The sequence below is a fragment of the Deinococcus terrestris genome (genome assembly GCF_009377345.1).
Lineage (GTDB): Bacteria > Deinococcota > Deinococci > Deinococcales > Deinococcaceae > Deinococcus > Deinococcus terrestris.
The window spans coordinates 1-25,799 of the sequence record NZ_WBSL01000012.1; the positions used below are offsets into that span (position 1 = coordinate 1).

27 protein-coding genes and 1 pseudogene are annotated in these 25,799 nt (G+C 66.6%); 23 read left to right on the forward strand and 5 right to left on the reverse strand.

The window, feature by feature from the left end; all coding sequences use genetic code 11:
• Positions 1–385: 385 nt before the first annotated feature.
• From F8S09_RS14845 to F8S09_RS14860, 4 genes are all read left to right on the forward strand, one after another.
• Positions 386–703 carry a hypothetical protein gene (locus tag F8S09_RS14845; RefSeq protein WP_152872251.1) on the forward strand — a complete coding sequence of 106 codons (318 nt, stop codon included), beginning with the start codon at positions 386–388 and terminating at the stop codon, positions 701–703.
• Positions 704–820: 117 nt separating this feature from the next.
• Positions 821–1,468 carry a DUF5819 family protein gene (locus tag F8S09_RS14850; RefSeq protein ID WP_152872252.1) on the forward strand — a complete coding sequence of 216 codons (648 nt, stop codon included), beginning with the start codon at positions 821–823 and terminating at the stop codon, positions 1,466–1,468.
• 3 nt (positions 1,469–1,471) lie between these two features.
• The gene (locus tag F8S09_RS14855) at positions 1,472–2,482 is read left to right on the forward strand and encodes a hypothetical protein (RefSeq protein WP_152872253.1); all 1,011 of its coding nucleotides are present in this window, start codon (positions 1,472–1,474) and stop codon (positions 2,480–2,482) included.
• Positions 2,482–3,792, forward strand: a complete 1,311-nt coding sequence (locus tag F8S09_RS14860) for a transglutaminase-like domain-containing protein (protein WP_152872254.1) — start codon at positions 2,482–2,484, stop codon at positions 3,790–3,792. Before F8S09_RS14855 ends, F8S09_RS14860 begins: the two co-directional genes overlap by 1 nt.
• A gap of 494 nt (positions 3,793–4,286) precedes the next feature.
• Here the strand turns inward: F8S09_RS14860 and F8S09_RS14865 are convergent, their stop codons facing one another.
• A complete protein-coding gene (locus F8S09_RS14865) occupies positions 4,287–4,685 on the reverse strand; it encodes an excalibur calcium-binding domain-containing protein (protein WP_152872255.1) in 399 nt (132 codons plus the stop codon).
• Positions 4,686–4,733: 48 nt separating this feature from the next.
• Here F8S09_RS14865 and F8S09_RS14870 point away from each other — a divergent pair, with 48 nt between their 5' ends.
• The 3 genes from F8S09_RS14870 to F8S09_RS14880 all read left to right on the forward strand — a co-directional run bounded on the left by F8S09_RS14870 (position 4,734) and on the right by F8S09_RS14880 (position 6,653).
• Complete coding sequence (locus tag F8S09_RS14870; protein WP_152872256.1) at positions 4,734–5,045, forward strand: DUF3006 domain-containing protein; 312 nt, start codon at positions 4,734–4,736, stop codon at positions 5,043–5,045.
• Complete coding sequence (locus tag F8S09_RS14875) at positions 5,042–6,067, forward strand: excalibur calcium-binding domain-containing protein (protein ID WP_322618862.1); 1,026 nt, start codon at positions 5,042–5,044, stop codon at positions 6,065–6,067. The genes F8S09_RS14870 and F8S09_RS14875 overlap by 4 nt, the downstream gene beginning before the upstream one ends.
• Before the next feature lie 310 nt (positions 6,068–6,377).
• Positions 6,378–6,653: a hypothetical protein gene (locus F8S09_RS14880; protein ID WP_152872257.1), complete on the forward strand. Its 276-nt coding sequence runs from the start codon at positions 6,378–6,380 to the stop codon at positions 6,651–6,653.
• Between the two features lie 26 nt (positions 6,654–6,679).
• On the opposite strand, the gene F8S09_RS14885 is transcribed toward F8S09_RS14880, so the two are convergent.
• Positions 6,680–7,432: an SDR family NAD(P)-dependent oxidoreductase gene (locus tag F8S09_RS14885; protein ID WP_152872258.1), complete on the reverse strand. Its 753-nt coding sequence runs from the start codon at positions 7,430–7,432 to the stop codon at positions 6,680–6,682.
• Positions 7,433–7,540: 108 nt separating this feature from the next.
• On the opposite strand from F8S09_RS14885, the gene F8S09_RS14890 reads away from it, so the two are divergent.
• On the forward strand, positions 7,541–7,915 hold the full coding sequence (locus tag F8S09_RS14890; RefSeq protein ID WP_152872259.1) for a winged helix-turn-helix transcriptional regulator: 375 nt from the start codon (positions 7,541–7,543) through the stop codon (positions 7,913–7,915).
• Between the two features lie 101 nt (positions 7,916–8,016).
• Here the strand turns inward: F8S09_RS14890 and F8S09_RS14895 are convergent, their stop codons facing one another.
• A complete protein-coding gene (locus tag F8S09_RS14895) occupies positions 8,017–9,636 on the reverse strand; it encodes an ABC-F family ATP-binding cassette domain-containing protein (RefSeq protein WP_152872260.1) in 1,620 nt (539 codons plus the stop codon).
• Between the two features lie 488 nt (positions 9,637–10,124).
• On the opposite strand from F8S09_RS14895, the gene F8S09_RS14900 reads away from it, so the two are divergent.
• The 7 genes and pseudogenes from F8S09_RS14900 to F8S09_RS18365 all read left to right on the forward strand — a co-directional run.
• Positions 10,125–10,817 (forward strand): HAD family hydrolase, encoded by a 693-nt coding sequence (locus F8S09_RS14900; RefSeq protein WP_152872261.1) that lies wholly within the window; start codon positions 10,125–10,127, stop codon positions 10,815–10,817.
• Positions 10,814–11,977: an ImmA/IrrE family metallo-endopeptidase gene (locus tag F8S09_RS14905; protein ID WP_152872262.1), complete on the forward strand. Its 1,164-nt coding sequence runs from the start codon at positions 10,814–10,816 to the stop codon at positions 11,975–11,977. The genes F8S09_RS14900 and F8S09_RS14905 overlap by 4 nt, the downstream gene beginning before the upstream one ends.
• A 156-nt stretch (positions 11,978–12,133) precedes the next feature.
• On the forward strand, positions 12,134–13,198 hold the full coding sequence (locus F8S09_RS14910; RefSeq protein WP_104992488.1) for an IS4 family transposase: 1,065 nt from the start codon (positions 12,134–12,136) through the stop codon (positions 13,196–13,198).
• Positions 13,199–13,556: 358 nt separating this feature from the next.
• Positions 13,557–13,712, forward strand: a complete 156-nt coding sequence (locus F8S09_RS17745; protein ID WP_194165375.1) for a hypothetical protein — start codon at positions 13,557–13,559, stop codon at positions 13,710–13,712.
• Positions 13,713–13,919: 207 nt separating this feature from the next.
• On the forward strand, positions 13,920–14,507 hold the full coding sequence (locus F8S09_RS14915) for a hypothetical protein (RefSeq protein ID WP_152872263.1): 588 nt from the start codon (positions 13,920–13,922) through the stop codon (positions 14,505–14,507).
• 152 nt (positions 14,508–14,659) lie between these two features.
• Entirely contained in the window at positions 14,660–14,866 is a 207-nt protein-coding gene (locus F8S09_RS14920; protein WP_152872264.1) for a hypothetical protein, read from the forward strand.
• A pseudogene (locus F8S09_RS18365) lies at positions 14,851–15,039 on the forward strand (IS4 family transposase); the annotation flags it as partial. The gene F8S09_RS14920 and the pseudogene F8S09_RS18365, both read left to right, overlap by 16 nt.
• Before the next feature lie 173 nt (positions 15,040–15,212).
• On the opposite strand, the gene F8S09_RS14930 reads toward F8S09_RS18365, so the two are convergent.
• Positions 15,213–16,073 carry a hypothetical protein gene (locus F8S09_RS14930; RefSeq protein WP_152872265.1) on the reverse strand — a complete coding sequence of 287 codons (861 nt, stop codon included), beginning with the start codon at positions 16,071–16,073 and terminating at the stop codon, positions 15,213–15,215.
• A gap of 95 nt (positions 16,074–16,168) precedes the next feature.
• Here F8S09_RS14930 and F8S09_RS14935 point away from each other — a divergent pair, with 95 nt between their 5' ends.
• From F8S09_RS14935 to F8S09_RS14970, 8 genes are all read left to right on the forward strand, one after another.
• Positions 16,169–16,714, forward strand: coding sequence for a hypothetical protein (locus tag F8S09_RS14935; protein ID WP_152872266.1), 546 nt, complete (start codon positions 16,169–16,171; stop codon positions 16,712–16,714).
• A gap of 66 nt (positions 16,715–16,780) precedes the next feature.
• Positions 16,781–17,377, forward strand: a complete 597-nt coding sequence (locus F8S09_RS14940) for a hypothetical protein (RefSeq protein ID WP_152872267.1) — start codon at positions 16,781–16,783, stop codon at positions 17,375–17,377.
• A gap of 109 nt (positions 17,378–17,486) precedes the next feature.
• A complete protein-coding gene (locus F8S09_RS14945) occupies positions 17,487–18,350 on the forward strand; it encodes a hypothetical protein (protein WP_152872268.1) in 864 nt (287 codons plus the stop codon).
• 52 nt (positions 18,351–18,402) lie between these two features.
• Positions 18,403–18,966, forward strand: coding sequence for a hypothetical protein (locus F8S09_RS14950; RefSeq protein ID WP_194165376.1), 564 nt, complete (start codon positions 18,403–18,405; stop codon positions 18,964–18,966).
• A gap of 245 nt (positions 18,967–19,211) precedes the next feature.
• Positions 19,212–20,789, forward strand: a complete 1,578-nt coding sequence (locus F8S09_RS14955) for a hypothetical protein (RefSeq protein ID WP_152872270.1) — start codon at positions 19,212–19,214, stop codon at positions 20,787–20,789.
• Complete coding sequence (locus F8S09_RS18205) at positions 20,786–22,765, forward strand: WD40 repeat domain-containing protein (RefSeq protein ID WP_152872271.1); 1,980 nt, start codon at positions 20,786–20,788, stop codon at positions 22,763–22,765. The genes F8S09_RS14955 and F8S09_RS18205 overlap by 4 nt, the downstream gene beginning before the upstream one ends.
• On the forward strand, positions 22,762–23,049 hold the full coding sequence (locus F8S09_RS14965) for a hypothetical protein (protein ID WP_152872272.1): 288 nt from the start codon (positions 22,762–22,764) through the stop codon (positions 23,047–23,049). The genes F8S09_RS18205 and F8S09_RS14965 overlap by 4 nt, the downstream gene beginning before the upstream one ends.
• 64 nt (positions 23,050–23,113) lie before the next feature.
• Complete coding sequence (locus F8S09_RS14970; protein ID WP_152872273.1) at positions 23,114–24,766, forward strand: hypothetical protein; 1,653 nt, start codon at positions 23,114–23,116, stop codon at positions 24,764–24,766.
• A gap of 339 nt (positions 24,767–25,105) precedes the next feature.
• Here the strand turns inward: F8S09_RS14970 and F8S09_RS14975 are convergent, their stop codons facing one another.
• Positions 25,106–25,792: a hypothetical protein gene (locus F8S09_RS14975; RefSeq protein WP_152872274.1), complete on the reverse strand. Its 687-nt coding sequence runs from the start codon at positions 25,790–25,792 to the stop codon at positions 25,106–25,108.
• Between the last annotated feature and the right edge of the window lie 7 nt (positions 25,793–25,799).

Sequence of the window (25,799 nt, forward strand, 5' to 3'; positions counted from 1 at the left end):
GGTTGGAACGGCCAGGAACTCATCTGCCAGAATGCGGACGCGCTCCCCCAGAATCTGTGACGTAGACACTCCCAGATTTTCTCGGCTGGGAGCGCTTCCCCGTCGTTATGCAGGTGCAACTCCTGAGTGCTGGTCAGCCTCCAACCCCAAGGCACACGGTGGACCAGAAGTTTCCAAAATTTTCACTCCCTGACGCGCATGCTGACCGCGATGAACGAGCGGGCGTTACGCAACGCTGTCATCGCATTCACCTGTCAACTGGGGCCTCAGATTGACCACGTTTCTCGCCCGTCTTGCGTCGCTTCGCTCCAGCGGGGCCGCGGGACCCTTCAGGGGGCTGCCCAAAAGGGCGCCTACCTACTGCGTTACCAGAAGGAGATCCACCATGAAGAAACCCGTTGCTGTTGTCGCCCTCGCTGCCCTGATCACTGCCACGAGCGTTTCCGCTGCCCAGAACCCGGTGCCAATGTACAACACCGTCAGCACGGGCAGCACTGAGAACGAGATCACGCCCCAGGCTGTTCCTGCTGCGGCCGCCGCCGCTGTGGGTGTGCAACTCGTGCGTGCTGCAGCCGCAGCAGGTGTGTTTACCGTGTTCTCCGAAGGCGTCAAGAACCTGTCCGAGGCGTACAAGAACTTCTCCAAGGGCAGCATCGCTCCCGAAATGGAATACGTACCGCTGAGCGAAACCGTGCTGGACTGATCGGATCAGGTTGGTGGGGCCACGGAACGCAAATGCCCATGGCCCCATCAGCAGGAATTTTCCTTCTGGCCGGCTTCAAACTCCCTCGTTTCCTATACCGAATTGTGGGGATAACGTATGCTCAAGAAAGCGCTTTACTTTATGGCTCTTCTAATCTTTACGGGTTACTTTGCTGCAACAGCGCTATTTGTCAGCCCAGCCAATCCTATCAAAACTCAGACCAACGTCCACAATCAAATCATTGGTAAATATTTCTACCAAGATTGGGGTCTATTCGCCCCCAATCCAATCTCCTCAAGTGTAGAAGTGCACTTACAGTGCCTATCAAACACAAAAGTTACACACTTAATCAACGTCTCCAAGGGCATATGGCAGCGCCATCAGAAAAACCGCGTTTCTCCCTATGACCGCATTGGACGCGTTCTTGGGAACTACGGGCACAGCATCATCAGTGTGAGCCGTCAGGAGGTCCTTGCAAGCCAGGAATGCAGCAATGACCCAGGTTCCGGAGCTTGCAAGCGCTCCAAACGGCTCAGAAAGAGTGCCGTCGATTTCGCCACACGCGGACTGACCCGCGTGGCCAGTGGGTTCTGCGGTGACCAGGCTATTGCAACTGGCCACACCTTCGACCGCGCTCAGATCTACTTGTCCTTGACCCCTGTGAACCGTTGGTCGAAACGTCACGACCCTCCCAGGGAAGCAGAGTTCATTGACGTGGGCGAACACCCGCTGGTGGCCGTGGCTGCGCCAGGTATTTGGAGGTAAGCCATGAAGACGCTATCCCATGACAACACGCAGGCTGCACGGCGCCCCACGCTGGTGAGGCAGCTGGAATCCAAATTGTTCAACACGGTCGGCGTGCGTCTGCTACAGATTTTTGTTGGCTCGGCCATCGCGTACCGGTGTCTGACTGAGCTGGCGTACGTTCCCTACTTCTACGGGCAGGCCGGACCCATGATGTCCGGTACCGGCAGTCTCCTCGGACCACACCTGGGGGCAGCCGTCGACCAGCTCGTTTACTCTCCGCTTGGAATCTACCTGTTCTTCGGGTTATGGCTTGCAGGGGGTCTGGGCCTCGTCCTGGGGTATAAGCCTCGCCTGGCCACCCTTCTGGCCCTGGTCGGCTACCTGTGGGCAGAGGCACGCAGCATTACACATGACGGTGGAGACAATGTGCTGCGGATCGTCCTGCTTTACATGCTGCTGCTGCGTACATCACCCGGGCGGGCGGGCCCGGGCCGCTTCTTCCACAACCTGGCGGTAATTGGCATCTACGTACAGCTGTGCTTGCTGTACTTCGTGGCTGGCACCCTCAAACTGGACGGTGACGTCTGGAAGAACGGTACAGCCCTGTACTACGTTACCCAGGTCAATTGGTTTACGCCCCCGTGGCCGTGGATGCAAGAACTCTTCAAAAACCCTTGGGTGGTCACAGCCGCAACGTACAGCGCGGTGATCTACCAAGTCGGCTTCCCGTTCATGCTATTTAACCGTTTCCACCTCGTGTGGGTGCCCATCGGGCTGGCTTTTCATCTTGGAATTGGGGTGGCTATGGGCCTAGTGTCGTTCTCTCTGGCCATGATGGGCCTTGTGCTCTTCACTGTGCGGGACAGCGAGTGGGCAGCCTTGGCGGGCTGGGTAGAACGTGCACTACAGTCGAAGCACCTTCGGCGGCTGCGGTGGAATTCGGCTCTCCTGCGGGGAGTGCAGCGCTTCTCGGCATCGGCAGTGCGTCCACTGACAACGGCAGACGGATCCACTCGTGAGGTCAGCTCCTAATGGCGCGCGCTGAGCAGGTACGGACGTTCACTCTCCGCAGTTCATTCTGGCCGTGGGACATTGCCGCCGACGAGTCGCTGGCGCTCCTGCTCCCCCTCCCGACGTCCGATGGGCGCCAGCAAGTTCTTGACCTCCACTACGATGGGCCGGGCACAGCAGCCCGTGATTCCCGCGGCAACCAACTGGTCAGCGTCACGTTGCCACGTGGCATTCGCCCGACATTTACGGCCAGATTGACGTTGCGTCCACACCAGTTCGGCGTCGACCGCCTGGAATTGCCTGGACCCGTCGCCGCCGACCTGAACGAGGAGGTACTGGTTCCCCTGACACCAGAAATCCGGGAGCTCGCCCAGACGCTCACGCAAGGTGAGACCACGGCCGAGGAGCGAGCCCGCACATTTTTCCGATACGTGCGTGACCACGTGACTTACCAGTACCCGCCCGAGGCTCGGGGGGCACAGTGCACCCTGACCCGTCGGCGGGGGGACTGCGGGGAATACGCCGTGCTGTTCACAGCGCTGTGTCGCGCCGCCGGCATCCCAGCGCGGCCAGTGTACGGGTGGATCATCACCCCTTGGCTGTCCACCCCCCACGCGTGGGCCGAGGTGTGGCTTGATGCCCATGGCTGGTGCCCAGTAGACGCGAACTTGGCCCGTGAATACCGGTACTGGTCACACGTGCTCGATGTTCCGAAGGATCCGGAATTCTTCTTCGGCTCCCTGGACGGGTACCGCGTGGTCTTCACCCGCGGTACCGGCTTGCCCTGGCCAGCGGCTGCCACTGCTGAGCCTGCGGCAGAGCCTGTGAAGCTCGATCCAGCCTTGGCGCTCAAAATCGACGGTCGCGAAGTGCATTACTGGCAGGAACTCGTGGGGGGACGCGTGCCGTATGTGCAGTTGCCATACGTGTTGATCCACCGACCTGCATCCACTCTTAAAAAGCACATGGGCAAGGTCTACACGTTCGAGCATCGCCCGGAACGCTGGATTCCCCCACCCAACCTGATCGCACTGGCCACCTGGTGCTTGCAGCCCAAGGTCTTTATCGCCTCCTTTATTGCTGGCCTGATCGCAGTAACCGTACAAACCTTTTTGCCAGAACAAGGCGGCTTGGCTGGAGCAATGGGGATGATGGCCTGGACACTCCGCATCTTGACCGATGTGTTCACGCTGCTGCTCTTTCTGGCCGTCGCCGCTGGGTTCTTGATGGCGCGTGGACGGAATGACTATGTGACACGTGGCGTCACGCTGCTGTTCATTGGCGGCGTCATCGTTTACATCATGCTGCCTCGCTGGTTTGACACTTTGTGATTGGTATGCCGCCTCGCGTAGTGCCCAAGTGGTGGCTGGCCCGGACTGGCCTCTGCCTGCGCTGCGACAATAGGCTGAAACCTGTAGATGCACTTGGACCGCATACTCAAGGCATCCAAAAGCAGCGGTGCGCCAGCAGGCGCACCGTCTCTACTCTCGCTCCTGGCGGATAAGGACGGCTTCACGCCTTGACGCTGAGAGAAAGGATGTTCCGGACGCCCTTTCACCTGTTCCGTCCTCTTTTCTCGTGCTAGGACCGAACAGGGGCGCGTCGCCCGCACCCCCGCCCACCGAATCCACGAAGATGGAGGAGGGCGTCTCCTCAGTTCAGGTGACCTCCTCTTCTCCGCCAATGGGGGGCCTGGCCGGAAGAATGCAGCCAACCAATTCCCGCGGCTGTTCTGGAGCCAGAGAGGCCATCAGCGCTTCTCGCAGCAACTCCGCCTGCTCCTCGTTGGCCCGGTCGTGGATCTCCCGGACCGTCACGCAAGACATCACTCGCAGGCCACGCCGTCGTTGTCCCGGTCAAGCCGTGAGCGGTAGCCCGGCTCACCGCGGGAAATGGGCGCCGCTCCGGCTGCCCGCGCCGCCGAGCAGTTGGCGTAATACACCTCCGCCCGCTGGGCTGGCAGCGCGGGGGCCTGCAGGTTGGTCGCCGTGCTGGTCACGCGCACGTAGGTCCGGCTCACGTACCCGCTCTGTCCCCGGTGCGTCGTGCGGCACCACTGGCCCGAGCAGGCCATCGTCAGGGTGGTGCCCTTGGGCACCACGGCCACTCGCGCCGACGTGGCGCTGGCTGAACGCCGCAGCACCACGTCGGTCGTCGTTGTCGCGGTCGCGGCCTCTGCCACCGTCAGGGCCGCGAGCACCCCTGCCATCCATACGGTTCGCATGGCGGCATCCTGACATGCCCTTCCCGCCCCCACGCGCTACTTTGCGGCATGGACCAGGAGCACGCACGGCCCGAGCACGACGACGCCCCGCCCACCCTGGCGGGACCAACCCTTATCACCGTGGACGGCATCGAGGGGGGCGTCGCCCGCGTCGAGCTACCCGACGGCACCACCGCCGACTGGGACCTCGCCAGCCTGCCCCGCGGGGTCCGGGAGGGGGACGTGGTCCGCCTGCACGTCGAGCACGGCGACCTCGAGATCGAGATCGACCACGCGGAGACAGACCGGCGCCGTACGGCGGCCCAGTCCCAGCTCGATGCCCTGAACAGCGCGGCCCCCAGCGGGGAGATTGACCTGTGAGGCGGCGGCTGACCCTGGCCGCCCTCACCCTGGGCATGGCCGCGGCCCAGGCCGCCCCGCCCGGTGTCCTGACCATCCGCTTCCTCGATGTCGGTCAGGGCGACGCGGTGTTGGTGACGGCCCCCACCGGGCAGACCCTGCTGTACGACGGCGGGCGCAGCGAGAGCCGGATGCGGGAGTTGATCCGCCAGTACAGGGTCACTCGCCTCGACCTCGCCGCCGCCAGCCACGGGGACGCCGACCACATCACCGGGCTGATCCCGGCCATCGCGCTGTTCAAGCCCAAGCTGTTCCTGAACAACGGGATCGCCTCGACAACCCAGACCTATGGCCGCCTCCTGAACGTGGTGGGCCAGGCCGGGACCCAGGGGCTGCTGGCCCGCGAGCAGGTGATCAACCTGGGGGCTGTGAAGCTCACCGTCATCCCCCCTCCCCCGGGGATGCCCAAGGGTGACCAGAACGCGAACAGTGTGGGACTGCTCCTCCAGTTTGGGACGTTCCGGGCACTGCTGACGGGGGACTCCGAGACTCCGGAGACCCAGGCGTGGTTGAGAAAGTACCCTGCGAGCTTCCTGGGTCCCATCGACGTGTACAAGAGCATCCACCATGGGGCCGCCAACGGGGACAGTGCGGCGTGGCTGGCGGCGGTGCGGCCGAGGAACGTGGTCGTGTCGGTCGGTCCCAACAACTACGGGCACCCGACGGCGACGGCGCTGAACCTGTACCGCAAGGCGGGGGCCACCATCTACCGCACCGATCAGCAGGGCACGGTCACCGTGACCGTGCAGCCGGGCGGGAAATACGCGATCACGACCGAACGGCGGGGGACGGCGGCACCCTCACCCGCGACGGCCCCATCCCCTCGGCCTCAACCGGCGCCCGTGTCCGTTCCGCCTGCGTCGAGTGTGTATTACCAGAACTGTGCGGCGGCCCGAGCGGCGGGAGCGGCCCCGGTGCGGGTGGGGCAGCCCGGCTACGGCAAGCACCTGGACCGTGACGGCGACGGTGTGGGCTGCGAGTAGAGCAGCACTGCCGCTCAAGAGACGTTTCTTCGCTGTGCGTTGCCTTGGGAAGCTCCACGACGCGATGCAGTTGGCAGTGTCGCGTTCTGCCGCTGGCCTTCGAGAAACAGACGCGCTACCGACGGCGCAAGCGCTGTGCGCGTTACCGGTAGCGTACGCGGCGGCCCGGGGATCTAACCCCGAAGGGTTCTATTCGTTCTGGGAGGCGGAGGGAGCATGGGTCATGACCTGTAGAGCCTTGCCGGCGCGTTCACGCGAGAAACCATTGGCGTTCCTTGGGCGGTATGACCCACCGCAAACTCGAGCTGGCATGATCTGTGTCTTCCTCGACTTGACCGAGGAGGGCGAGTGTTGGGTGGGGGTGTTCGTGATGGGCCAACCCGCCTGGAACACCGAGTCGAAGTTCATCACGTTGGCGAGCAGCTTCACGGAGTTGCTCGACCAATTGCGCCTGGACGACGACACAGTGGAGATGCTGCACGAGGATCTGGGGAACCGCGACGAAGAAGAGGATCAACGGATGGAGAGCATTTGGATACAAGCCGACTCGGCTGGCGAACCGCCTGATCGCATTCCCGGGTTGTGAAACCGCGTCTAAGTGGCGCCCGACGGTCAGAGGTTCTGACCGCCCGACGCCTCTATGCGCTGGGCATTGATCCAGGCCGTGCCGGGCGACAGCAGGGCCGCGACCACGCTCCCGATGTCGTCCGGTAGGCCCGCGCGGCCCAGCGCGGTATTCCCGGCGATCATGCGGTTGACCTGCTCGTTGTCCCGGACGGCGCCGCCCCCAAAGTCCGTTTCAATGGCTCCCGGTGCCAGCACGTTCACGCTGATGCGGCGTGCCCCGAGTTCCAAGGCGAGGTACTTCGTCAGGGTTTCCACAGCGCCTTTCATGGTGGCGTACGCGGCGTGGCCGGGCAGAGCGAAGCGGGTCAGGCCGGTGGACACGTTCAGGATGCGCCCGCCGTCCTGCACGAGAGGCAGCAGCGCCTGCGTGAGCAGGTACGGCCCTTTGACGTGAATGGCGTACAGCCGGTCGAGCTGTTCGGCGGTGGTCTGCTCGAAGCTGGCGTGCAGGCCAATCCCGGCATTGTTGACCAGATCGTAGAGCTGATCCTCATCCCAGCCCTGAAGAACGCCCCGGACCTGCCCGGCAAAGGTGCGGAATGATCCCGCCTCGGAGACGTCGAGGGGGAGGGCGGCGGCGCGCCGGCCCAGGGCTTCCAGTTCGCGGACAAGGGCCTGCGCGTCCTCGCTACGGGACTGGTAGGTGAAGATCACGTCCAGGCCACTGCGGGCAAGGTGCTGCGCCATGCTGCGGCCGAGGCCGCGGCTGCCGCCGGTGATAAGGGCAATGTTCGTCATGAAGTCCTCCGGGGCGCCGCAGCCTCTTGGCCGCCCGCCGCTGGAAGTCACGTTATCGCCCTCACTCTCTTCTGGGAAGTAGGCACCCGTAAGTACTATAGTTGCCTCATGGAGAGTGAAAGGGTGGAGGCGGCGGACGTGCAGATGGAGGAACTGGTGCGCGAGATGATCGGTCGCCTCGCAGACAAGTGGACGATGGTCGTTTTGGACGTTCTCGAAGAGCAGGGCACGCTGCGCTTCACCCAGCTGGCCGGGCATGTGGGCGACATCAGTCAGAAGATGCTGACCAAGACCCTACGGCAACTCGAGGCGGACGGCCTGGTCACCCGTACCGTTCATCCGGTCATCCCCCCGCACGTGGAGTACACCCTGACCCCGCTGGGCCGCAGCCTGAGTGAAGCGTTCTGCCCGGTGTGGCTGTGGGCAGAAGCGAACCATCAGGCCGTTGCCCGGGCCAGAGCCGCGTTCAAGCCATCTCACTGACCTCGGCGGCCCCCAGGCAGGGCTCTTCACACACCTCGGGCCGAGCGAGGTGGGCGCCCGCTGGCCCTCGCCTAGCCGCACCGCCGATGGGACGGCCCCAATCATGGCTCAGAGGCGTTGGCTTCCACCTCTAGGGCGAGGTCCATGACATCCCGGAGTTCGCCATCCTCCACCCACCAATATCGGCTGGCCACCTCCTCCACGAGTTGTCGGTCGTGCGACGCGAAGATCAGCGTCCCTGTGAAGGCCTGCAACACGCCTTGCAAGCTTTCGATGGCCGCGTGGTCGAGGTGATTCGTCGGTTCGTCCAAGATCAGGAGCTGCGCCGCCGTCAGGCTCAGCCGGGCCAGCGACAGCCGGGTCCGCTGCCCCCCGGAGAGGTCCCCCACGCGGTGATCCAGACTGCGGGGCAGGCCCAGGCGAGCGAGCACCTCGTACATGCGCTGTGGGGTCAGGCGTTCGTCGACAGCCAGCAGCGCCTCCTGCTGGGTTCCGAAGGCGGCGAGCTCCTCCCCGTGCTGGCCCGACCACTGGACCGCGAGTTCGGCGCGGCGCAGCTCCCCGCGCGACGGCTGCACCCGTCCCAGCAGGGCACGCAGCAGGGTGCTCTTCCCGCTGCCGTTCGGCCCCACCACCGCGATCTTCTCCCCGCGCCGCACATGAGCGGTTAAGCCCTGCACGAGCAGCCTGCCCCCCACCTCCAGGTCCACACCCGACAGGCTGAGGATGTCGTTCGGCCCATGTGCGGCCTCCCTGAGTCCCACCCGCACCAGATTCGGGTCAGTGAGAAGTCTCCGTGGAGCATTCATGCGGTCGAGCCGCCGCTCCAATGCCTTCGCCCGTCGGGCGAGGGTGCGGGCCACGTCCTGGGCACGCATCTTGGCGAACTTCTTGTTGCCGGGCTTCTTGCGCCTGTGGTTGTAGCGGTCGGTGCTCGCCGCCCGCTGCTGCACATTGACCCGTTCCTGTTCGAGGGCCTGCGCCTTGCGCTGGTGGGCGTGGTACTGCCGTTCACGGGCTTCCCTGAGGTCGCGCTTGACCTCCATCGCCTCGGTGTAATTGCCGGGGTACTCGCGCAGCTCCCCGCGTTCGAGCTCAGCGCAGCGGGTGACCGTCGCGTCGAGGAACGCACGGTCGTGCGAGACGATCAGGAAGGCTGCCGGGCTGGCCTGCACCCAGCCTTCCAGCCACTCCAGACTCGGCCAGTCGAGGTGGTTAGTCGGTTCGTCGAGCAGGTACGTGTCGGCCGGGGTCAGGAGCAGCCGGGCCAGCAGGGTGCGGCGGCGCTGCCCGCCGGAGAGCTGCCCGGTCAACCAGACCGGGTTGAGAGCCAGTTCGTCCAGCACTTCCGCCGCCCGCTGCTCGAAGTCATAGCCGCCGAGCAGACGGTAGGCCTCCTCGGCCGCCCCGTACGTATTCAGCACTTCCGGGGTCGGGTGGACGAGTGCGGCCTCAGCCGCCCGGAGGTGGTGGAGGGTTGCACCGAGAGCGTCGGGGCGCACCGCGTCCAGCAGCGGGACGTCGGGCAGGTCGGTGAGTTGCGGCAGGAAGGCCAGCCGGCCAGAGCGGGTGACGTGCCCGGAGGTCGGGACCAGCGTGCCCGCCAGGACGCGCAGCAGGGTGGTCTTGCCGCTGCCGTTGCGCCCCAGCAGGGCGGCGCGTTCGCCGGGGTGGAGTTCAAGGTTGACGCCCCGGTAGAGGGGCTGGTCTCCGAAGGTCATAGAGACCTGGGACAGGATGACGCTCAAGGGGTTCTCCTCAGATCAGGTCAGGCCGAACCAGCTCTGCACAAAGCAGGCGGTTCGAGGCTTGGGCCAGGGGTCTGAGGGGGTTAGCGTATGCGGCTGGGCATCGTGGCTGCACCTTACGGCCCTGCCTCTGTGGGAGCAATACGCCAAATGCGCAGGGCAGTGGGGCGCAGACCATCTCACCAGCAGTGGGCGTCAGACCTGAGCACCGGGAGAGGGACTGTCAGGGTGAGGTCTACGACCTTCAGCGGCGTGTGTCAGAAAAATCCGAAACCGACCCTATCCCGACGCCTTTCCCATCCGGCTCCTGACGCCAAGTTGGGGTATACCCAAAATGGACAGACTTGGTTGGTGGGTGGCCCTGTTGACAAAAGTGCGTCTACCTACCGATTTGTTGCAGCATCGGAGCGCCTGTCTAGCTAATGTTGAAATTTCCAGAGGAATTTCATACCCTTTAGGACATGCGCCCTCAGGTACTGCCTCCACCCAACCCGTACCAGACCCTATTCGAGCGGTTGGAAGCGACCGGAGCGCTCCGGAACTTCACCAGGGCTGTCGTGGCGCAGTGCCGCCCGGACCCCGCCAGACCTCCTCGCTACACCCGGGAGGAGCTCCAGAACCGCGTGAAAGGGACGGATCGGTGGGGTGATGTCGATCAGCATTGCGCAGATGTAGGCGATCTGCACGGATTCGACGCTGTGTTCGTGAACACCGGCATCGCTGGCCATCCACAGATGCTGACGCTCGTCCACGACGAGCTCGACGTCATCATGACCGTCCACAAGACGCGGTCACCCGGTCAAGTCAAAGGGGCGCCCAACTACGTACGGCGGCTGATTCGGGATGCCCAGAACAGGCTGCTGTATGTCGGCGACGAACTTGAAGATCTGACCATGGCCCAGAACCTGGAAGGGAAGACCTTCGTCCAGCTGACGTACGGCTTCCGCCGCGGTGATCGGCTCAAGCAGGTCCCGGCTTGGGTCACCTTCGGCGTCCCTGACGGCAGCGCCACGCAATTCTTTTTCCAGCGTGACCTGCTCTCCCTCTACCCTGAATTCGGCCGGGCGGAGGAGGACATCGACCTCAATGCGGGCCAGCCGAGCCGGCGCTTCACGACCCGCCCCGCACGGAAGGAAGGCAGCGAGACCGAATGAACGCACGCAACCCTGGCTTCACCGCAGCCAGGCTCATCCAGGCACGCGAAGCACGGGGGTACTCGAAGTCCGAGCTTGCCCGTCTGCTGAGTCTGACGCCAGCTGCGGTCAGCGCCTACGAGACGGGGGTCCGGGTCCCTTCCCCTGACACTGTGGACGCGATCGCCCACGCCCTGGAACAGCCGGTGGCTTTTTTCAGTCGCCCGGCCCCGCGTTTCGGCGAGCGGAAAGTCTTCTACCGCTCCTTCAGCGCCGCCACCCGCACGGCCAGGCTCCGGGCGCAGGCCAAGATGTCGCTGCTCTGGGACGCCGTGGATTATGTTCAGGAGCTCGTCGATCTGCCTCCTGTCGTCATGCCCGCGGTGGGCGAGCTGCCAGGCGCTCCTGAGGAGATTACCCAGGACATGATCGAGGCGGCCGCCGTGATTGCCAGGCGGCACTGGAAGCTGGGGGAGAACCCGGCACCGAACCTGGTCTGGCTGCTCGAGGAGAGCGGGGCCATCGTGGTGCGGCATGACCTGGGCACCGATCGGCTGGACGCTTTCTCAGAATGGCGTGAAGCGGACGCGCGCCCGTACTTCATGCTGAACTCGATTCGCCGGAATGCTTTTCGGTCCCGGGCGGATGTCGCCCATGAAATTGGCCATGTCCTGTTGCATCGCCACGTCGCCCCGGCCTGCCTGGACGACGACGACACGTTCAAGCTGCTGGAAGATCAGGCGTGGCGCTTCGCACAGGCCTTCCTGCTTCCCGAGCAGGCTTTCCTTCGTGACCTGTCCAGCCTCAACCTGGATGCTCTGCGTGCCCTTAAACCCAAGTGGAAGGTCAGCATCGCGTTCATGCTGCACCGGGTTCACCGGCTTGGCATCCTCAACGACGACAAGTACACGAACTACCGCAAGTACCTGGCGCAGCGCGGCTGGCTGAAGGTCGAACCCTATGACTTGGAGACCGAACCCGAGCGGCCCCTGCTCCTCGCGCAGGTGCTGGAGTTCCTGATCGAGCAGAAGGTGCAGACGCCCGACCAGATCGCCAGCGGTGTCGGCTTCAACGCCGAGTTGCTCGAGCAGTTGACCCATGTGCAGCCAGGCTTCTTCAGCCTGGAACGACGCAGCCGGCCGTGGAACCTCAAGATGCCCGGTCTTGACAATACGGGCTAAAGGCGCTGGCTGCGTGCAGGCTGAGCAATCGGCCCAGCGCAAGGACGGCAAGTGCGGCAGGTTGCCTGGGCAGCGCCACAAAGTGTCCGCTCCCTGACTACTCTTCAAAACGGATGACAGGCAGCAGAAAGTCGGCTCTTATACGGTGTTTCTGCGATGAAAGCACCCAAGAGCCGACCCCCTCACGATACCTTGCAGACCGTTCTGCGGTCTGCCTTCCCCCTTGATGCCCGCCGCTTGATGGTCTTCACCGCCTTGGTCCTGGCGGTCATTCAGGCTCGCACGGTCGTCCTCTACACCCTCAAGACCCATGTTCCGTTGCCAGGTACGCTCACAGCTCGCTACCAGCGACTCTGTCGCTTCGTCCAATTTCCTTTCCCCGAGGGTTTGTTTCCCAGATTTGCGCTGTCCTTCCTGCCGGACGGTCCCGTCGATCTGATCCTCGACCGGACCAACTGGCGACTCGGCCAGCAGGACGTGAACATCCTGCTGCTTTCTGCTGTGTGGAACGGGTTCAGTCTGCCCCTCATGTGGGCATTGCTCCCACATGGTGGGGCGAGTGATTCCCGTACTCGGGAATCACTCGTGTTGCGCTTCCTGACGTTTTGCCCGGATCGGCAGGTCCGGTGCCTGCTGGCAGACCGAGAATTCATCGGCCAGCACTGGTTTCGTTTCCTCGATCAGCACAGCATCGCTCCCTGTATTCGCTTGCCTGCACGCGCCACCATCGGCCAACACCGTCTGCCCGTGTGGGCTGTGTTCAACAAGCTCCAAGTGGGCGAAGTCAGGGTCTGGCGTCGCCAGACCCTGATCTACGGTGTGTCACTCCGGGTGGCCGCGACGAAGAACGCGGCCGGGGAGACGCTGTACCTCGCTTATCGGGGGCACGTGGGACCGAATCTCCGACGGTATGCCCAGCGTTGGCAGGCAGAAAACTTGCACTCCGCGCTCAAAACGAGGGGCTTCAATCTGGAAGACACCGGGCTAACCCGTGCTGAACGGGTCTCCACCCTGCTGACGGTGGTCGGTGTGGCGTTTATCTGGGCCTGTGTAACTGGGGAGCTGCTGGTAACCGAGAAAGGCGTACGGATCAAGAAACACGGACACCGCACGGTGTCCGTGTTCCGGCTTGGCCTCGACCATCTTCAAGATCTGCTGCTGCATCCCTCTCGGTCGTCTTGGCACACCCTCGCGACTCTCATGCCGCGTTTTGAAGGGTAGTCAGGTCCGCTCCTCCTTCACTGTCCAGAAGGAACGGGCAGACGATCGGTGGATGTTGGTCTATTAAGCGGGGCCGCCGGCTCAGGTCTGGGGGCAGGCGATGGGCCTGCACCAGCCACCTCAACGTGGTGGTCGAGCAACTTCCAGAGGGGTTAGCCGCCGGGGCGTGCTGCCCATGCCCGGGGGTCATGCCACAACATCGGAGATGGAGACGTCATCACCGAAGGCCCACAAGCGCGCTACCTCGCCCGCTGCTCACCGTAAGTTCCTGGCTGGGCGGGGGGAGCCCCAGCGGAAAAAGCGGATCTCGCCCTGCCCGGGGAGACCTTCCCCCCGCCCCCCGCCCCAACGTCGGCGCATGACTGAGACCGATCTGCACTACCGCCAGTCGATCATCGCGCTCAGGGCGCCGACCTGGCTCACGGGACTGGCAACGCTTCTGGGGGCTGGGGGCCTCGTCGGTCTGTTCAAAGCCTTCTACGATGCCCTTCCCAGGATTGGCGGCCGCGAATGAAGTCTGCCCTATGGGGCACGCTGCTGTCCCGGCCGGGACAGTGCTCCGTCGTCTGCTGGCTGCCTCTTCCCTTCACGCTTCGGCGGCTAGGGGAGCGAGGCCGCAGTCCGCCTCTCCGAGCCGCCTCCCACCTCCTTTTGGCTGTACCCCGCGGGGCGCGGCGCCAGCCATCATGGTTGGCAGGGAGCCCAGCGGTTAGCCTGGGGTATGGACTCGATTCCTCCAACGACCGACGAGCAGCCACAAGGGGTGCTGCCCGGGGGTGCTGCGGAAGGCGGTGGCCAGGAGGATCGCGCCACGCCCGAGGACGCCCGGAAGTCCGGCGAGAAGCTGCTGGACTACCTGAAGAACGACGTGGAGCGGGCGACGAACGACATCAAGACGGCGGAGGACCGCGCGAGGGCCAACGCCACTCTGGCCGCAGGCGCGATTCCTCTGGTCACCTTTGTGCGCACCCTGACGGACCAGCCCACGGGGCTGCAAAACGGCCTCTCAATCAGTGTGCTTGCCCTGGCGATCATCACCCTGCTGATGCTGGCCGGGCTCATCAGCTTACGAGTGACCAACAGGACCACGGCAGCCTGGTACGAGGCAAGACAAAGCGACGTCTACTACGAGCGCGAAAGCGCGCAGTACGACCGCCTGCTTCACGAACTGCAGGGGATGTGGATCGGGTACCTGGAGGACAGTCGGCGCGTGCGGGACTTCAAGTACCAGTGGCTGGGATGGCAGAACATCGCCGTGTCCGGGCTGATCATCGTGCTTGCAGTCCTGGCCATGACCCTGTTCAGGTAGATTCGGGCCATGCCCGAGGACAAGAAGCCACCGCCCTCACGTCCCCCGGTGGAGACGCAGAACTCCAACCGGCAGATCGAAGACAAGAGCCGCGACGGCAACAACAAGCCTCGTCCCGAGCCTCGGCCGGACCCTCGCTCCACGCCGAGGAAATGAGCGGCAAGCGGGACAAGAAGCCGCCACCAGATCGACCGCCCACCGAGCCGCAACAGGGAAGAGTGGCCTACCGCTCTGCCATCACGGGCAGGTATGTCGACAAGGCGACGGCGGCGCGGCATCCGAAGATGACGATCAAGGAGACGGTCAAGCGGCCGGGCAGGAAAGCCGGTGGCGCCTCGAAGGACAAGCTGAAGAAGTGAAGTTGCGCTCTTCTCGAGCGTCAAGACTGTCTGGGTACGTTCGGTGTGCGCTGTGGATGACCACTCACCAGCCGGTGAAACGGAAGAAACACGGACACCGCGCGGTGTCCGTGTTCCGACTGGGCCTGGATCACCTTCAAGATCTGTTGCTCCACCCTTCCATCTTGTCCTAGCGAGCCTTATCCACCTTCATAGCGAGGTTGTCGTAGTCGTTGGATCAACACGCCGGTCAACGGCGCCAGGACCCCTGGAGAGATCGGCGGCCCTGGCCTGGACCGGGTGGCCACGGCCGCCAGCGTGACCAGGAGCAGGGCTACCGCTCCCAACCGTCTGAACAGTGCCGTCATCAGGGCCGTCCATCCGGCTGGAAGGAGAAGCTCGCCGCTCCCCCAGTGACGACCAGTTCGGTGATCTTCAGCCTGCCGCGCGGCACACCGCCGTCCAGCCGGACCCGGACCACGTTCCAGCCCCGGCGCAATTTCAGGTTCACGAACAGGTTGTACTGGTCGGCGTCCTCCAGCCGCGCGACGTAGGGAAAGACGCAGCGCCGCTCGCCCCGCACCCACACGTCCCCATCGGCGTGAAGGAGAAAGCCGGTCCGGTCGCTGACTGCGCGGGTCTCGGTCAAGGCGTGAGGCAGCACGTTCACGAACTCCGGGGGCGGTTCCGTCGCAAACCGCAGGTCAGTGGGATCAGCCAAGGCGTCCCCCACGCCGGATGCCACGTTCAGCTCAGGGTTGCGTGTCGTGACCTCTACGCGGGCGAGGCGTACGTCCTCCTGCCCGGAATCCACCCGGAGGGTGTCCACGGCGCAGGGTTCGAAGATGTTGAACTCCCGCACCCACTCCAGGGCCGTTGGCCGCTCCCTCCCGCTGGGGCCGGGTTCGGGTGGCAGATGCACCTCCACCCGGCCCGGCTCAAGGATGCGGCCCGCGCCGGACACCGCAGAGCCCGCAGGGGACGGAGACGGCCAGCCCAGGAACACGGCCTGACCCACGGGGAACAGGGGGGAGGTCGGCCCGGCCAGGGTGCCCGCCTCACCCAGTACCGTAGGTCGGAGGTCGGGGAGGGGATGGGGCGTGCGGTCGATGGCGGCCAGCAGATCGGCCTCTGTGACCGTGGACGGTGCCGTCGTCTCGGGGACAGGCTCCTCGGGACGGCAGGCGGTGAGGAAGGCCGTGACAGCAAGCAGCAGGACGAGACGCATCCGGACCTCCGGGGAACAGGGAGAGAATAGGCCCACACGTTGAAGGCCGCGCAGATTCGCCCCTTTTCGGAGTGGCTTGGTGGCATGCTGGCCTGGTGCGCTCCCTTCTGTTGGTGCCCCTCTTGCTGCTCGCCGGGTGCCGCGAAGCCTCCGTCACCACGCGGGCCCCGACGGGTGAGGAACTCGCCGGAGTGCTGGGGACGGTCTCGACCCTGGAACTCACGCCGCCCCGGGGTGCGCGGACCTACGCCCTGTCCCAGGGAATCCAGGGGCCATTGGAAGAGGCGACTCAGGATGGTCGGCTGCCTGTCACCGTGGGCCTGCTTCAGGACGGCTGCACGGGCACCCAGCGCCGCCTGGTGGTCCGGGCCGGGGGAACGTCCTCCAGCAGTTGCCTGGACCTTCCTTCGGCTTATGGGACGACCGCGTCCCTGCCTCCAGCGGAACAGGCCCTGCCCCTGAACCGCTGGGTGCCGGTCTATGCCGTCCAGCCCACTGTTCCGGGGCGGACCGAAGGAAGCCGGGTCACGGACGACGACCCCGCCCACTGGACGTTGATCAGCGTGTACTTCAGCACGGAAACCGACCCCGAGGCCCTGAATCCACCCGCTTCGTCCGCTGCGCTGGACTGGTTGCGGTAAAGGGAGGCGCTCCCCGCCGCCCGCGCCCCTCATGCTCGGCCGCCTGAGGGCGGGCAGACTGCGCCCATGTGGCTTCTTTCGCTCGTGCTCGCGGGTGGCCTGGGCATGGCCCCGGCGCCCTCCCCGGAACGCCTGCTGTACCCCACCCAGGCGGAGCGCCTCCAGATCTGCCGCACGCCTGAGACTCTGACGACCGAAGCCGAACTGCGCGCGGCGAGAGAGCGAGCTGGGCAACGGCAGGTGTGGTTCACGCCGCCCGCCGAAGTGTTGCGGGGCGCCTGTGCCTGGAAGGATCCGAAGTATCCCGTGCTCGTCCGGGCGGCTCAGGAGTTCGACGCGCGGCTGAGTTCCGGGGAGGCCTCACCCGCGCCCGTCAGCGTGACCCTCTGGGCGCCCATTCGGAATTTTCAGGAGGTCGGGAAGTGGCAGGCCTGGCTGGTGCTGCGCGACAGCTTCGGGGAGGAGGTGCTGCGCTGGAAGCCACGCACCGGCATGAACCGGCAACTCGTGCCGGGGATGGGGATGTCCATGCTGATCTTCGATTCGCCCACCGAGGCGCAGCGGGCGCTGGTGCGGCAGGCGACGGCGCTGTGGGTGGAGGTCGACTGGGGAGACGGGCGCCCTGCCATGCGTTATAACGCGGCCTCCCTGCCCAGGCCTTAGCCCCCACTCAGGAGAGGTCAGAAAGCCTAGCTCCCACGATGGAGCGGGCGCCAGCATCCCCTTCAGAGCGGACTCATCCCCGGTCAGCCCCAACCCGTAAGGCTGGGTCATGTCCTTCAAGCTGCTGGCCCTCCTGGGCGCTTTGACGCTGTCCTCTGGCCTCGCCCAGACGCCCGCCGTCTCCCCCGAGCGTGAACTGCTTCAGAGGACACTCACGCCGCTGTGGGGGCCCGCCTCGCTGCGCAGCAGTGTGCTGGTTGGCCAGCTTCCGCCTGATCTCGGCTTCGCCCTGCCGCAGGGGAGCCGCGTGATCGGCAGCGTCGTCACCGAGACGCCCGACCCTGCCTATCCTGCCGGGGTCACGGTCTACTTCGACACGGCGCTGACGCCCGAGCAGGTCGATGCCCATTTCGCCCGGGTGCTGGCGCCTGCTGGCTGGAAGGTCTTTTCTCTGTCCTCGGGCGGGCCATTTCCCGAGGGGGGCTTCCTGCCCAGCACGCCGACTGGGGGCCGGCCCTACTACCGCCAGAACCCAGATCAGCAACTGAGCATCCAGACGCGGCGGGTCGGTGGGCTCACGCAGGTCACGCTGGGCCGGCAACGTGCTCCGGACCTGGCTCAGACCCTGCGCTATGCCCAGGATGAGCGGTTCGACCCGGCCCGGTTGCTGCCGAGATTGGCGCCTCCCGCCGGGGCGACCGTCTCCCCACGGGGAGGCGGAAGCAGTGGGGACAACGTCACCCAGTACGCGGGGATCGAGAGCACCCTGTCGCGAGCGGCGCTGTTCGACCACTACGCCGCGCAACTGCGGCAAGCGGGGTGGACCCTGCGCAACCGGGCCGACGCGGGAACGCTGACCAGCAGCCTGTGGACCCTGACCCAGGAGGGGAAGGAGCGGGTGGGCCTGCTGCTGATCGGCGAGTCGGCCCGGGGCCAGTACCGCGCCACCCTCGGCATCCAGGGGCTGGAATGACGGCCCCCGTGCGGCCCAGGAACGTGTCCTCTCCTCTGAAGGCGGGCAGAGCTTGAGCCGTGGAGGCCCGATCTCTCCCAGCTTTATGCTGGGCTTGCTGGCGGGCCTGATCCTGGCCGTACCGCTGCTGCTCGTCGGCGGCTATTTCTGGCAGGCCGGGCTGGACCTGGGCTCGCCGCCTTCGAGTCGCGAGTGGACCCGCCTGTGCGCCAAAGGCCACGAGGACATCTACTGCAAGGCGGCTTACCAGGTCGTGGAGCGTGAAGTTTCCGGCCCCGTCGTCCTGCTCTACCCCGGCGTCACAGGCGACCGCGACCTCACCGCGTCGCTGATCGTGTGGAAGGGGCGGTATCCCAACGTCAAAGAGCTCGACGCCCTGGTGCGCGCCAACCTCTTTGCGGCGTCCGAGCTCCGGACCGGTGAGATGCGCTCGCTGGACGGTCAGGTGCGCCGGGTGACCTGTGGCCTCCCAGACCAGCAGGCCGCCTGCCAGGTGGGCCACCTCCGGGTGATTCCCTCGACCGTCCCGCGCACGCCGGAAGACGGTGCGGTGTATCGCCTGATCAGTTCGTCGGGTGGGCCAGAGTTCCTGCTGCCCGCCGGCTCCTCCCGGTAGGAACAGCAGGGTGAGGGTGCCCTGTCAGACCAGATTCGCCACAGGGGGAGGGCCTACAAGCACCGCAAGCGTGGAGGTGCGCCTGCCGCGCTCCATACCGCTCGCCGTACGACAGGTGCCCTGGCTGGGTCCTGCAGATGGGATGGTGGATCGCCCGACCGCAGGGCTCATCTGAACGGCATTGCTGGCCCGCGGAAGTCGGAGGGAGCCAGACCGCCGTCAGATTCAGTGCCTACCATACAGACGTGCCGCTGCGTGCCCTCGCCCTGACCCTGACGCTCTGCCTGAGCACGGCTGGCCCCGCCCTCGCCCAGTCCACTCCGCCCGCCGCCCCGCGGGTGACCACCGCTTTCGGCACCCTGCCCTACGCCGACACCTATGACGTCAAGATCGGGCTGAAGGCCCCCACTTTCGCCGGGATCTACGTCAACGGCCCGCAGCTCATCATCCAGGTCACCGACGACCGCCCAGCATCCCGCGCAGCGGTGTTGAAGGCGTTGCTGGAGCACCGGGGACCGGACCTCAAGGCCCAGGGCATCGACACCGAGCACCCACGCTTCGAGGTGGTGCGCTACAGCGCCCTGCAACTCGCGCAGGCGAAATATGCGGCCCGCGGCATACGCGGCTGGAACTCGATCGGCGCAGGCAACAAGCAGAACCGGGTGACGGTCAGCCTGAGCCTCCCCGAATACCTGGAACCCGCCAAGGCCCACCTGACCGCCAGGGGCATCCCCCTCGGCATCGTGGTGTTCTCGGTGCCCAAACCGGAAGCCCTACCTCCCCACACCACCTGGAACGTGCCGCACCGTACGGCCCTCCAGATCCCCAGACGGGTGGCCCAGGGCGACCTCCTGCCCATCAGCTTCTGGTTCACGTTTACTGGCAAACAGCCGCTGGAGTTCAACGCCGGGCTGTGCAGCCAGCTGAGGTGGCAGGTCAAGGACGCGGGCGGAAAGGTGGTGCGCCCGGTGCCCGGCAATGTCGCCTGCGCCGAGGCGCTGTTCACCGCTCGGCTCAATCCAGGGCAGTCCCTCAACTTGACCCGCCCCGACCCGGCTGGTCCCGGCGTGTACTGGGACCTGCGTGACCCCTTGGGGAACGCGCTCCCACCCGGCAAGTACACCCTGCAAGCCGCTTTCGGACAGGGCGACCAGGTGCTGCGCCCAGCGGATGTGGGCTTCACCATCCTCCCGGCGGCCCCGGACGGCGGCGTCGAGCAGGTGGTCAAAGCGTTCTGGTTCGGGAATTATCTGGGAGCCCCAGAGCGCACGCCCCGCTTCCTGACCCGGAACGGGGTGCAACTCCTCGAACTCGCAGTGCCGGATCTGCGGGCCCAGCGGGCCATCGAGCGGGAGGCCCGCGAGAAGGGTCTTTCGCTCGCCCGCGTCCGCTTCATCCGCTTGCCGCAACCCCAGGTCCCGCCGGTGGGACGGGCGCCGCAGGCCACCTTGCGGGTGTCGGATCTGGTCGGGGGGGAGCAGCGCCAGAGCCACTTCGACCTCAAGTTGAACCGGGAGGCGGCCACCCGGCTGATTCCGGTGGCGCAGAGCTGCGAGTTCATCACGGCCGTCCTGAACCCGGCGGGCGAGCTGGTGGACTGGAGCCGTCAGACGCGCTTCACCCGGATGCGGGGCGGGGAGGAAGCCTGCCCGCGCGGCGACACTCTGCACCTGGGGCTGAACGGCTTCTGGAACGGCCGCCTGACCGATGGACAGCTTGCCCCCGCCGGGCGGTATCAGGTGCGGGCGGGGCTGCGGGTGACCCGCCGGGATGGCCGCGTGGAATGGCTGAGCGCCCCCGCCGCCTGGCTGGAGGTCCGGTGAGGTCCAGGCGCTGGACGCAGCCAGAATGCCGCACCTCCGGTCGGCGCAGGGGCCACCTCCTGCTGCTGATGGCCCTGCTCGCGGGACCCGGCGCGGAGGCCATCCGGGTGCAGGCGCAGGGCAGTGTTCCCGGTGGCCCGGCCGCATTGGTGGCGGTCAGCGGGGACGGGCAGGCGGTGGCCGCCGCGTCTGCCGACCGACTTGGCCTGTTCCGTCCCGGCGGGCAGCGCCTTGCCCTGCTGTCTCCCACGGGCCGCACGCTCACGGGCGTGGTTTCCTCGGGCGCCGACTTTCTCGCGCTGGATCAGGGAGGAACCCTGGTCCGGGTGCGCGCTACAGGCGTCACGGTGCTGGCCCGCGACCTCTGCGGGAAAACCGACGGGCGGCCTGCACCGCCATCCCTCGCCGCCAGTGGCCAGACCCTGGCCGTGCGCTGCGGGGACGAAGTCCTGGTCGGTCAGCCGGGCCGGTGGCGCAGGCTGACGTTACCCTCCCCGGTCACCTTCCCCTCGTCCTCTGCCGTGGCGCTGAGCCGGGATGGGCGGCAACTCGCGGCCCTGCAGGGCGAGCGGGTGCTGCGCTACGCCCTGCCGTCGCTGGAGCCGCTGCCCACGCTGACGCGCCTCGCAGGCGAGGACACCACCTTCATGGACAACCCCCTGACTCCGGCGGCCGCGAGCGCGCTCGCCTTCGATCCGGCAGGCAAGCGCCTGGCCGTGGGCTGGGGAATGAGCTTCCCCAAGGCGTACAACCAGTCGGTCACGGTCTACAACCTGAAGACCGGACAGGGCCGCTCGCTGCCCACCTACGCCGACGGAACGGAAAAGCTCGCCTTCAGCGCCGACGGCCGCTTCCTGCTGGCGAACGGCACCAGCAGCCCGCGCGTCTGGGACCTCTCCATCTGGAAGCGGCTGCCCCCACCGCAGCGGCTGAACACGTTCATCGGCGTGCGGGACGTGGCCTGGCTCGGCCGGAACCTGATCAGCGCCAGCAGTCTGGGGGCGCTGGCCCTGACCCCGGCGGGGAAGGAGGTGGCCGCGTACCCTCTGCCCCAGGTGCGCCTGACCGTGGCGGCCTACAGCCCGGACGGACGGCTGATGGCCGTCTCGGGGGAAGACGGCCCGGTCTCCCTGGTGGAGGCGGGCACGGGCCGGGTGCGCTGGAGCGCCGCCGCGCAATCCTGGCGGGTCACGAGCTTGCGCTTTAACCGCGCGGGAACACTGCTGGTGAGTGGCAGCCCGCTGCGCTTCTGGGACACGCGAAGCGGCCAGGCGGTCGGGCCGACGGTGACCGGCGTCAACCACGTGGCGGGGTTCACCCTGGGGGACCGCGAACTCGTCCTGGGCGGCCGGGTGGTCCCGCTGGACCGGGTCCTGGCCCGTACCGGGGAGGTCTTCCTGGGCAACCTGCCGGGGCGCGCCTACCGCCACTCCGGCAGTGAGGCGGCCGACGTCACACCGACGGGCAGGGCAGTGTGCGAGCGCACGCCGGTTTTTGTTGCCCGTAGTGCGGGCGTCCGGGCCTCTCTCTGGAGCCTCAGCGCCTTAGAAGGGGTACGGTTCGGGCTGACCCTGCGGGAGAACGTCCGCCTGGCGGCCACCACCGCCGACTGCCGGACGCTGGTCGTGGCGATCCAGACGGTCACCGGGGCAGGGCAGACCTATGCCGTTCGCCCCCATGCCGTCAAGATCTACGACTCCCGCACCGGAAAGACGCTGCGCAGCTGGCCGACAGCGGGGCGGGTGCGCGCCCTGGCGCTCTCGCCGGACGGGCGGCAGGTGGCCTACCTCGAAGAGGGCCGCGCGGCGCTGGTGATCGGAACTGTGGCCACCGGAAAGCAGACCGTCTGGCCTGTGCCGCCCGTCACGCTGGAACTGGAGGACGTGGCCCTCATCTTCCGCCCGGACAGCCGGGCGCTGCTGCTGGGCGTCGGCACCTCCCCTGGCGCGAGCTTCACCGTGCTGGGTCTGCCGTGAAGGGGTCCATTCTGGCCTGCGCCGTCCTGACGTGGCCGTATGTTCTGGCGGTCTCAGTGCAGGTTCCAGACACCTATCGGTCGCGCCTCACCCTCGACCGTCCATACCTGCTGATGAACCAGACGGTGCCGCTGGCTGCATTCTGCGCGGTGCTGGCCCTCGGCTTCGGGGTCGCAGCGGTGCGGCGCCGTCGACGGGGCCTCTGGGGCTGGAGTGCAGGCTTCGGTGCCTTGGCCCTGCTGCTGGCCGCCGTGTCGGTGCTGCTGGCCCTGACCATCCCCTGAAGCACCCTCGTCTGGAGGGGTCTGTCCTCACCGAGCGTCAGGCCTCCTCCGGCACCCTGGACCCATGCGCCTGTTTCCCGCCGCCCTGCTGCTGGGTGCCCTGCTGGTCCCCGGTGCCCAGGCCCGTGACCTGACCCCCGCCGAGCGCCGCACCGTCGCCTCCCAGGTGCTGACCTGGCCCGCGAGTGCCGCCCTGCCAGAGTTGCCCCACCTGGCCCGGGCCGAACTCGGTCCGCACGACGTTTGGCTGGCCGCGCTGCGCCCGCTGCCGTCCCAGGCCCGCCGGGACGCGGTGATGCTGAGCATGCCTGCCCTGGCCCGGCAGGGCGCGGTGGAGGTCGCGCACCGTGCCCTGACCCTGGTGGACAGCGGTGACCGGGTGCGGGTCTGGGCCATCTCGGCCCTGCCGTTCTTGCAGGCGAGGGGCAGCGGCGTGGCAGTTCAGGTGCTGGGCACGCTGGGGACACCGGTGGAACGCGTGCAGGCCCTCGCCATCCTGACCCAGGTGGCGATGAGTTCCCCAGCGCCGAAAACGGAGGTGCGCGCCGTGGCGGACGCGACCTGGGCAGCCTACGGTCGCCTGACCCCCGAGGAGCGGGCACGGCTCGTTCCCCTCATCGCTCCCACCGTCGCCGTCACGGGGACTCTGGGCCGGGCACAGCAACTGATCCCCAGCCTGAAGGACCGCCAGAATCAGGGGCGCTGGCTGGCGGTGATGGAAGCCTTCTCTCAGGCGGGCTTTCCACAGGCAGCGCGTCAGGCGCTGGATCAGCTTCCGCTGGAAGGAGCAGAGGATTTTGTCCGCATCCGCAGCGCCCTCTTGCTGCTCAAGCTGGGAGACGCTAGGCGGGCGTTTCAGGTGGCGATCTCCGCACCACTCCCCTGGACCATGCGTGGGCACCTCGCCCGTGAACTGGCGACGGCCGGACACGCCGCCGAGGCCGCCCGACTGGCCCGGACCATCTCGCCCGTCTCCCTCCGCGTCCAGAGCCTGGCGGAACTCGGCGGGATTCTGGCGGGTCAGGGCCAGACCGACGTGGCCCGGCGGCTGGTCGAGGAGGCGCGGGTGGCCCTGGAGGGCAGCGGCGCCCCTGACAGCACCTCTGCCGTGGTCCGGGCTCTGGCGCGGCTGGGGCAGATATCCGCCGCCGACGCCCTGATCCAGGGCTGGAGGGGACGCGACCCGCAGGGACCGGACCGCCTGCGAGGAGCGCTGGTGCAGGGCCTGGCCGAACGGGGAGACCTCGGGGAGGCCATCCGGCGCGCGCAGGCCTCGCCCTCGCTGCCGACCGTCTACGCCCTGGTGAATGGCGCCGAGATGCGGGCGAAGAAAGGGAGACAGGAACAGGCCGGCCTGCTGCTGATGGCCGCCCTGGAACTCTCGGCCAAGGTCCCGGACGAGGCGAGAAGGAGCGTGCTGGCGACACTGGCACGGGTCTCACCCTCGACGCTGGACACGCTGGCCACCCACACGTCGCTGCCGGGGGACACCTGGGTAGAGGTCGTCGAGATCCGGGCGAGAAAGGGGGATGTGGCCTGGGCAAGGGAGGCCCTTTCCCGACTGCCCGCTGAAAAGCACTCACTGGGAGCGTTCACGCTGGCCAGGGGACTGGTCGAGGGGGGGCACGCCGATCAGGCCCTGCCCCTGTTGCGAGATCCAGCCCTGCGAGCCGCGGTCGCCCGGATGCTGCTGGGCGAGGACGTGCCGGCGAGGTAAAAGGGGAATTCAGGAACCTCTGCCCGCAGACCGCCACAAGCCTGCCCCGGCAGTGGCCAGTACGCCCATGACCGCCCAGATCGCGGGATTGGGCCAGGTGGAGTCCTGTCGGTCCTGACAGCCCGGCACCGTGTTGCTCTCCACCCAACGTCCACAGCGCCACAGGCGCAGCATGGAGGGCCAAGCAGTGGTCCTGCTCACAGGCTGCTCCAGCCCCACCGTAGGGGCAGCAACATGCGGTCGTGCTACCAGGTGGCCAGCAGACTTCGGGTCATGCGACCACGCTAGGTCACGGACCTGACGACGGCATCGGTCAAAGGTGGGTCGTGGTTCACGAGCCTATTTCGCGTCCAGGGCGGCCAGCACCCACAGCGCCTCACGTCCGACCGAGCCGGTGCACTGGGTCTGGCCTCTGCACCCGGGGTCACGGTTGGGGTTGTCTGGCAGGCTGGGTCGCTGGGCGCCCGTCACGTCCAGCGACTGAACATTCGCTCCCCAGCCCGGGGGGAAGCCGCTCAGGAGGGTCATCTCGTTCAGCCCGCTGCCGTGCGTGGACAGGGTGTAACGAAGGCGCCCGGCTTCCCTGGTCTTGCGCACGGAAAGCGGCCCCCGGTAGGGCGAACGCAGGTGCACGCCCCAGTCGTTGTTCGCCTGCATCCAGGGGGTGGCCAGCATGTCCACGTTCGGAAGGGTGCCCACGACGGCCACGTGAGCCACGTTGTCGTAGGTGAGGGTGTAGCCCCCGTTTTCGGCCACCAGCGCTCGCAGCGGAACGAAGCCGTCTTGCAGGGGAATCAGGCGGCTCCCGACCCGCGCACTGCGTCCCTGGACCCGGCAGGTGAGGCCCAGCAGGTTGCAGGCGGGCTTCAGCGGGACCAGCACTCGGCCCGCCTGGACACGGGGCAGGCCGCCCTGCGCGTCAATCCAGTGCAGCGAACCGAAGCGCACCGCGACGTGGGCCGCCGTGGCCGTGCTCGTCAGGGTGGCGGCAAGCAAGGCGAGTAGGAAAGACTTCTTCCAGGGCATGGCGACA

Coding starts and splice junctions, on each gene's coding strand:
- F8S09_RS14970 (WP_152872273.1), top strand. CDS start 23,114: ATGCGCCTGTTTCCCGCCGCCCTGCTGCTGGGTGCCCTGCTGGTCCCC.
- F8S09_RS14880 (WP_152872257.1), top strand. CDS start 6,378: ATGATCTGTGTCTTCCTCGACTTGACCGAGGAGGGCGAGTGTTGGGTG.
- F8S09_RS14870 (WP_152872256.1), top strand. CDS start 4,734: ATGGACCAGGAGCACGCACGGCCCGAGCACGACGACGCCCCGCCCACC.
- F8S09_RS14865 (WP_152872255.1), bottom strand. CDS start 4,685: ATGCGAACCGTATGGATGGCAGGGGTGCTCGCGGCCCTGACGGTGGCA.
- F8S09_RS14855 (WP_152872253.1), top strand. CDS start 1,472: ATGAAGACGCTATCCCATGACAACACGCAGGCTGCACGGCGCCCCACG.
- F8S09_RS14845 (WP_152872251.1), top strand. CDS start 386: ATGAAGAAACCCGTTGCTGTTGTCGCCCTCGCTGCCCTGATCACTGCC.
- F8S09_RS14945 (WP_152872268.1), top strand. CDS start 17,487: ATGTCCTTCAAGCTGCTGGCCCTCCTGGGCGCTTTGACGCTGTCCTCT.
- F8S09_RS14860 (WP_152872254.1), top strand. CDS start 2,482: ATGGCGCGCGCTGAGCAGGTACGGACGTTCACTCTCCGCAGTTCATTC.
- F8S09_RS14850 (WP_152872252.1), top strand. CDS start 821: ATGCTCAAGAAAGCGCTTTACTTTATGGCTCTTCTAATCTTTACGGGT.
- F8S09_RS14890 (WP_152872259.1), top strand. CDS start 7,541: ATGGAGAGTGAAAGGGTGGAGGCGGCGGACGTGCAGATGGAGGAACTG.
- F8S09_RS14930 (WP_152872265.1), bottom strand. CDS start 16,073: ATGCGTCTCGTCCTGCTGCTTGCTGTCACGGCCTTCCTCACCGCCTGC.
- F8S09_RS17745 (WP_194165375.1), top strand. CDS start 13,557: ATGACTGAGACCGATCTGCACTACCGCCAGTCGATCATCGCGCTCAGG.
- F8S09_RS14885 (WP_152872258.1), bottom strand. CDS start 7,432: ATGACGAACATTGCCCTTATCACCGGCGGCAGCCGCGGCCTCGGCCGC.
- F8S09_RS14975 (WP_152872274.1), bottom strand. CDS start 25,792: ATGCCCTGGAAGAAGTCTTTCCTACTCGCCTTGCTTGCCGCCACCCTG.
- F8S09_RS14920 (WP_152872264.1), top strand. CDS start 14,660: ATGAGCGGCAAGCGGGACAAGAAGCCGCCACCAGATCGACCGCCCACC.
- F8S09_RS14900 (WP_152872261.1), top strand. CDS start 10,125: ATGCGCCCTCAGGTACTGCCTCCACCCAACCCGTACCAGACCCTATTC.
- F8S09_RS14915 (WP_152872263.1), top strand. CDS start 13,920: ATGGACTCGATTCCTCCAACGACCGACGAGCAGCCACAAGGGGTGCTG.
- F8S09_RS14910 (WP_104992488.1), top strand. CDS start 12,134: ATGAAAGCACCCAAGAGCCGACCCCCTCACGATACCTTGCAGACCGTT.
- F8S09_RS14905 (WP_152872262.1), top strand. CDS start 10,814: ATGAACGCACGCAACCCTGGCTTCACCGCAGCCAGGCTCATCCAGGCA.
- F8S09_RS14940 (WP_152872267.1), top strand. CDS start 16,781: ATGTGGCTTCTTTCGCTCGTGCTCGCGGGTGGCCTGGGCATGGCCCCG.
- F8S09_RS14895 (WP_152872260.1), bottom strand. CDS start 9,636: ATGACCTTCGGAGACCAGCCCCTCTACCGGGGCGTCAACCTTGAACTC.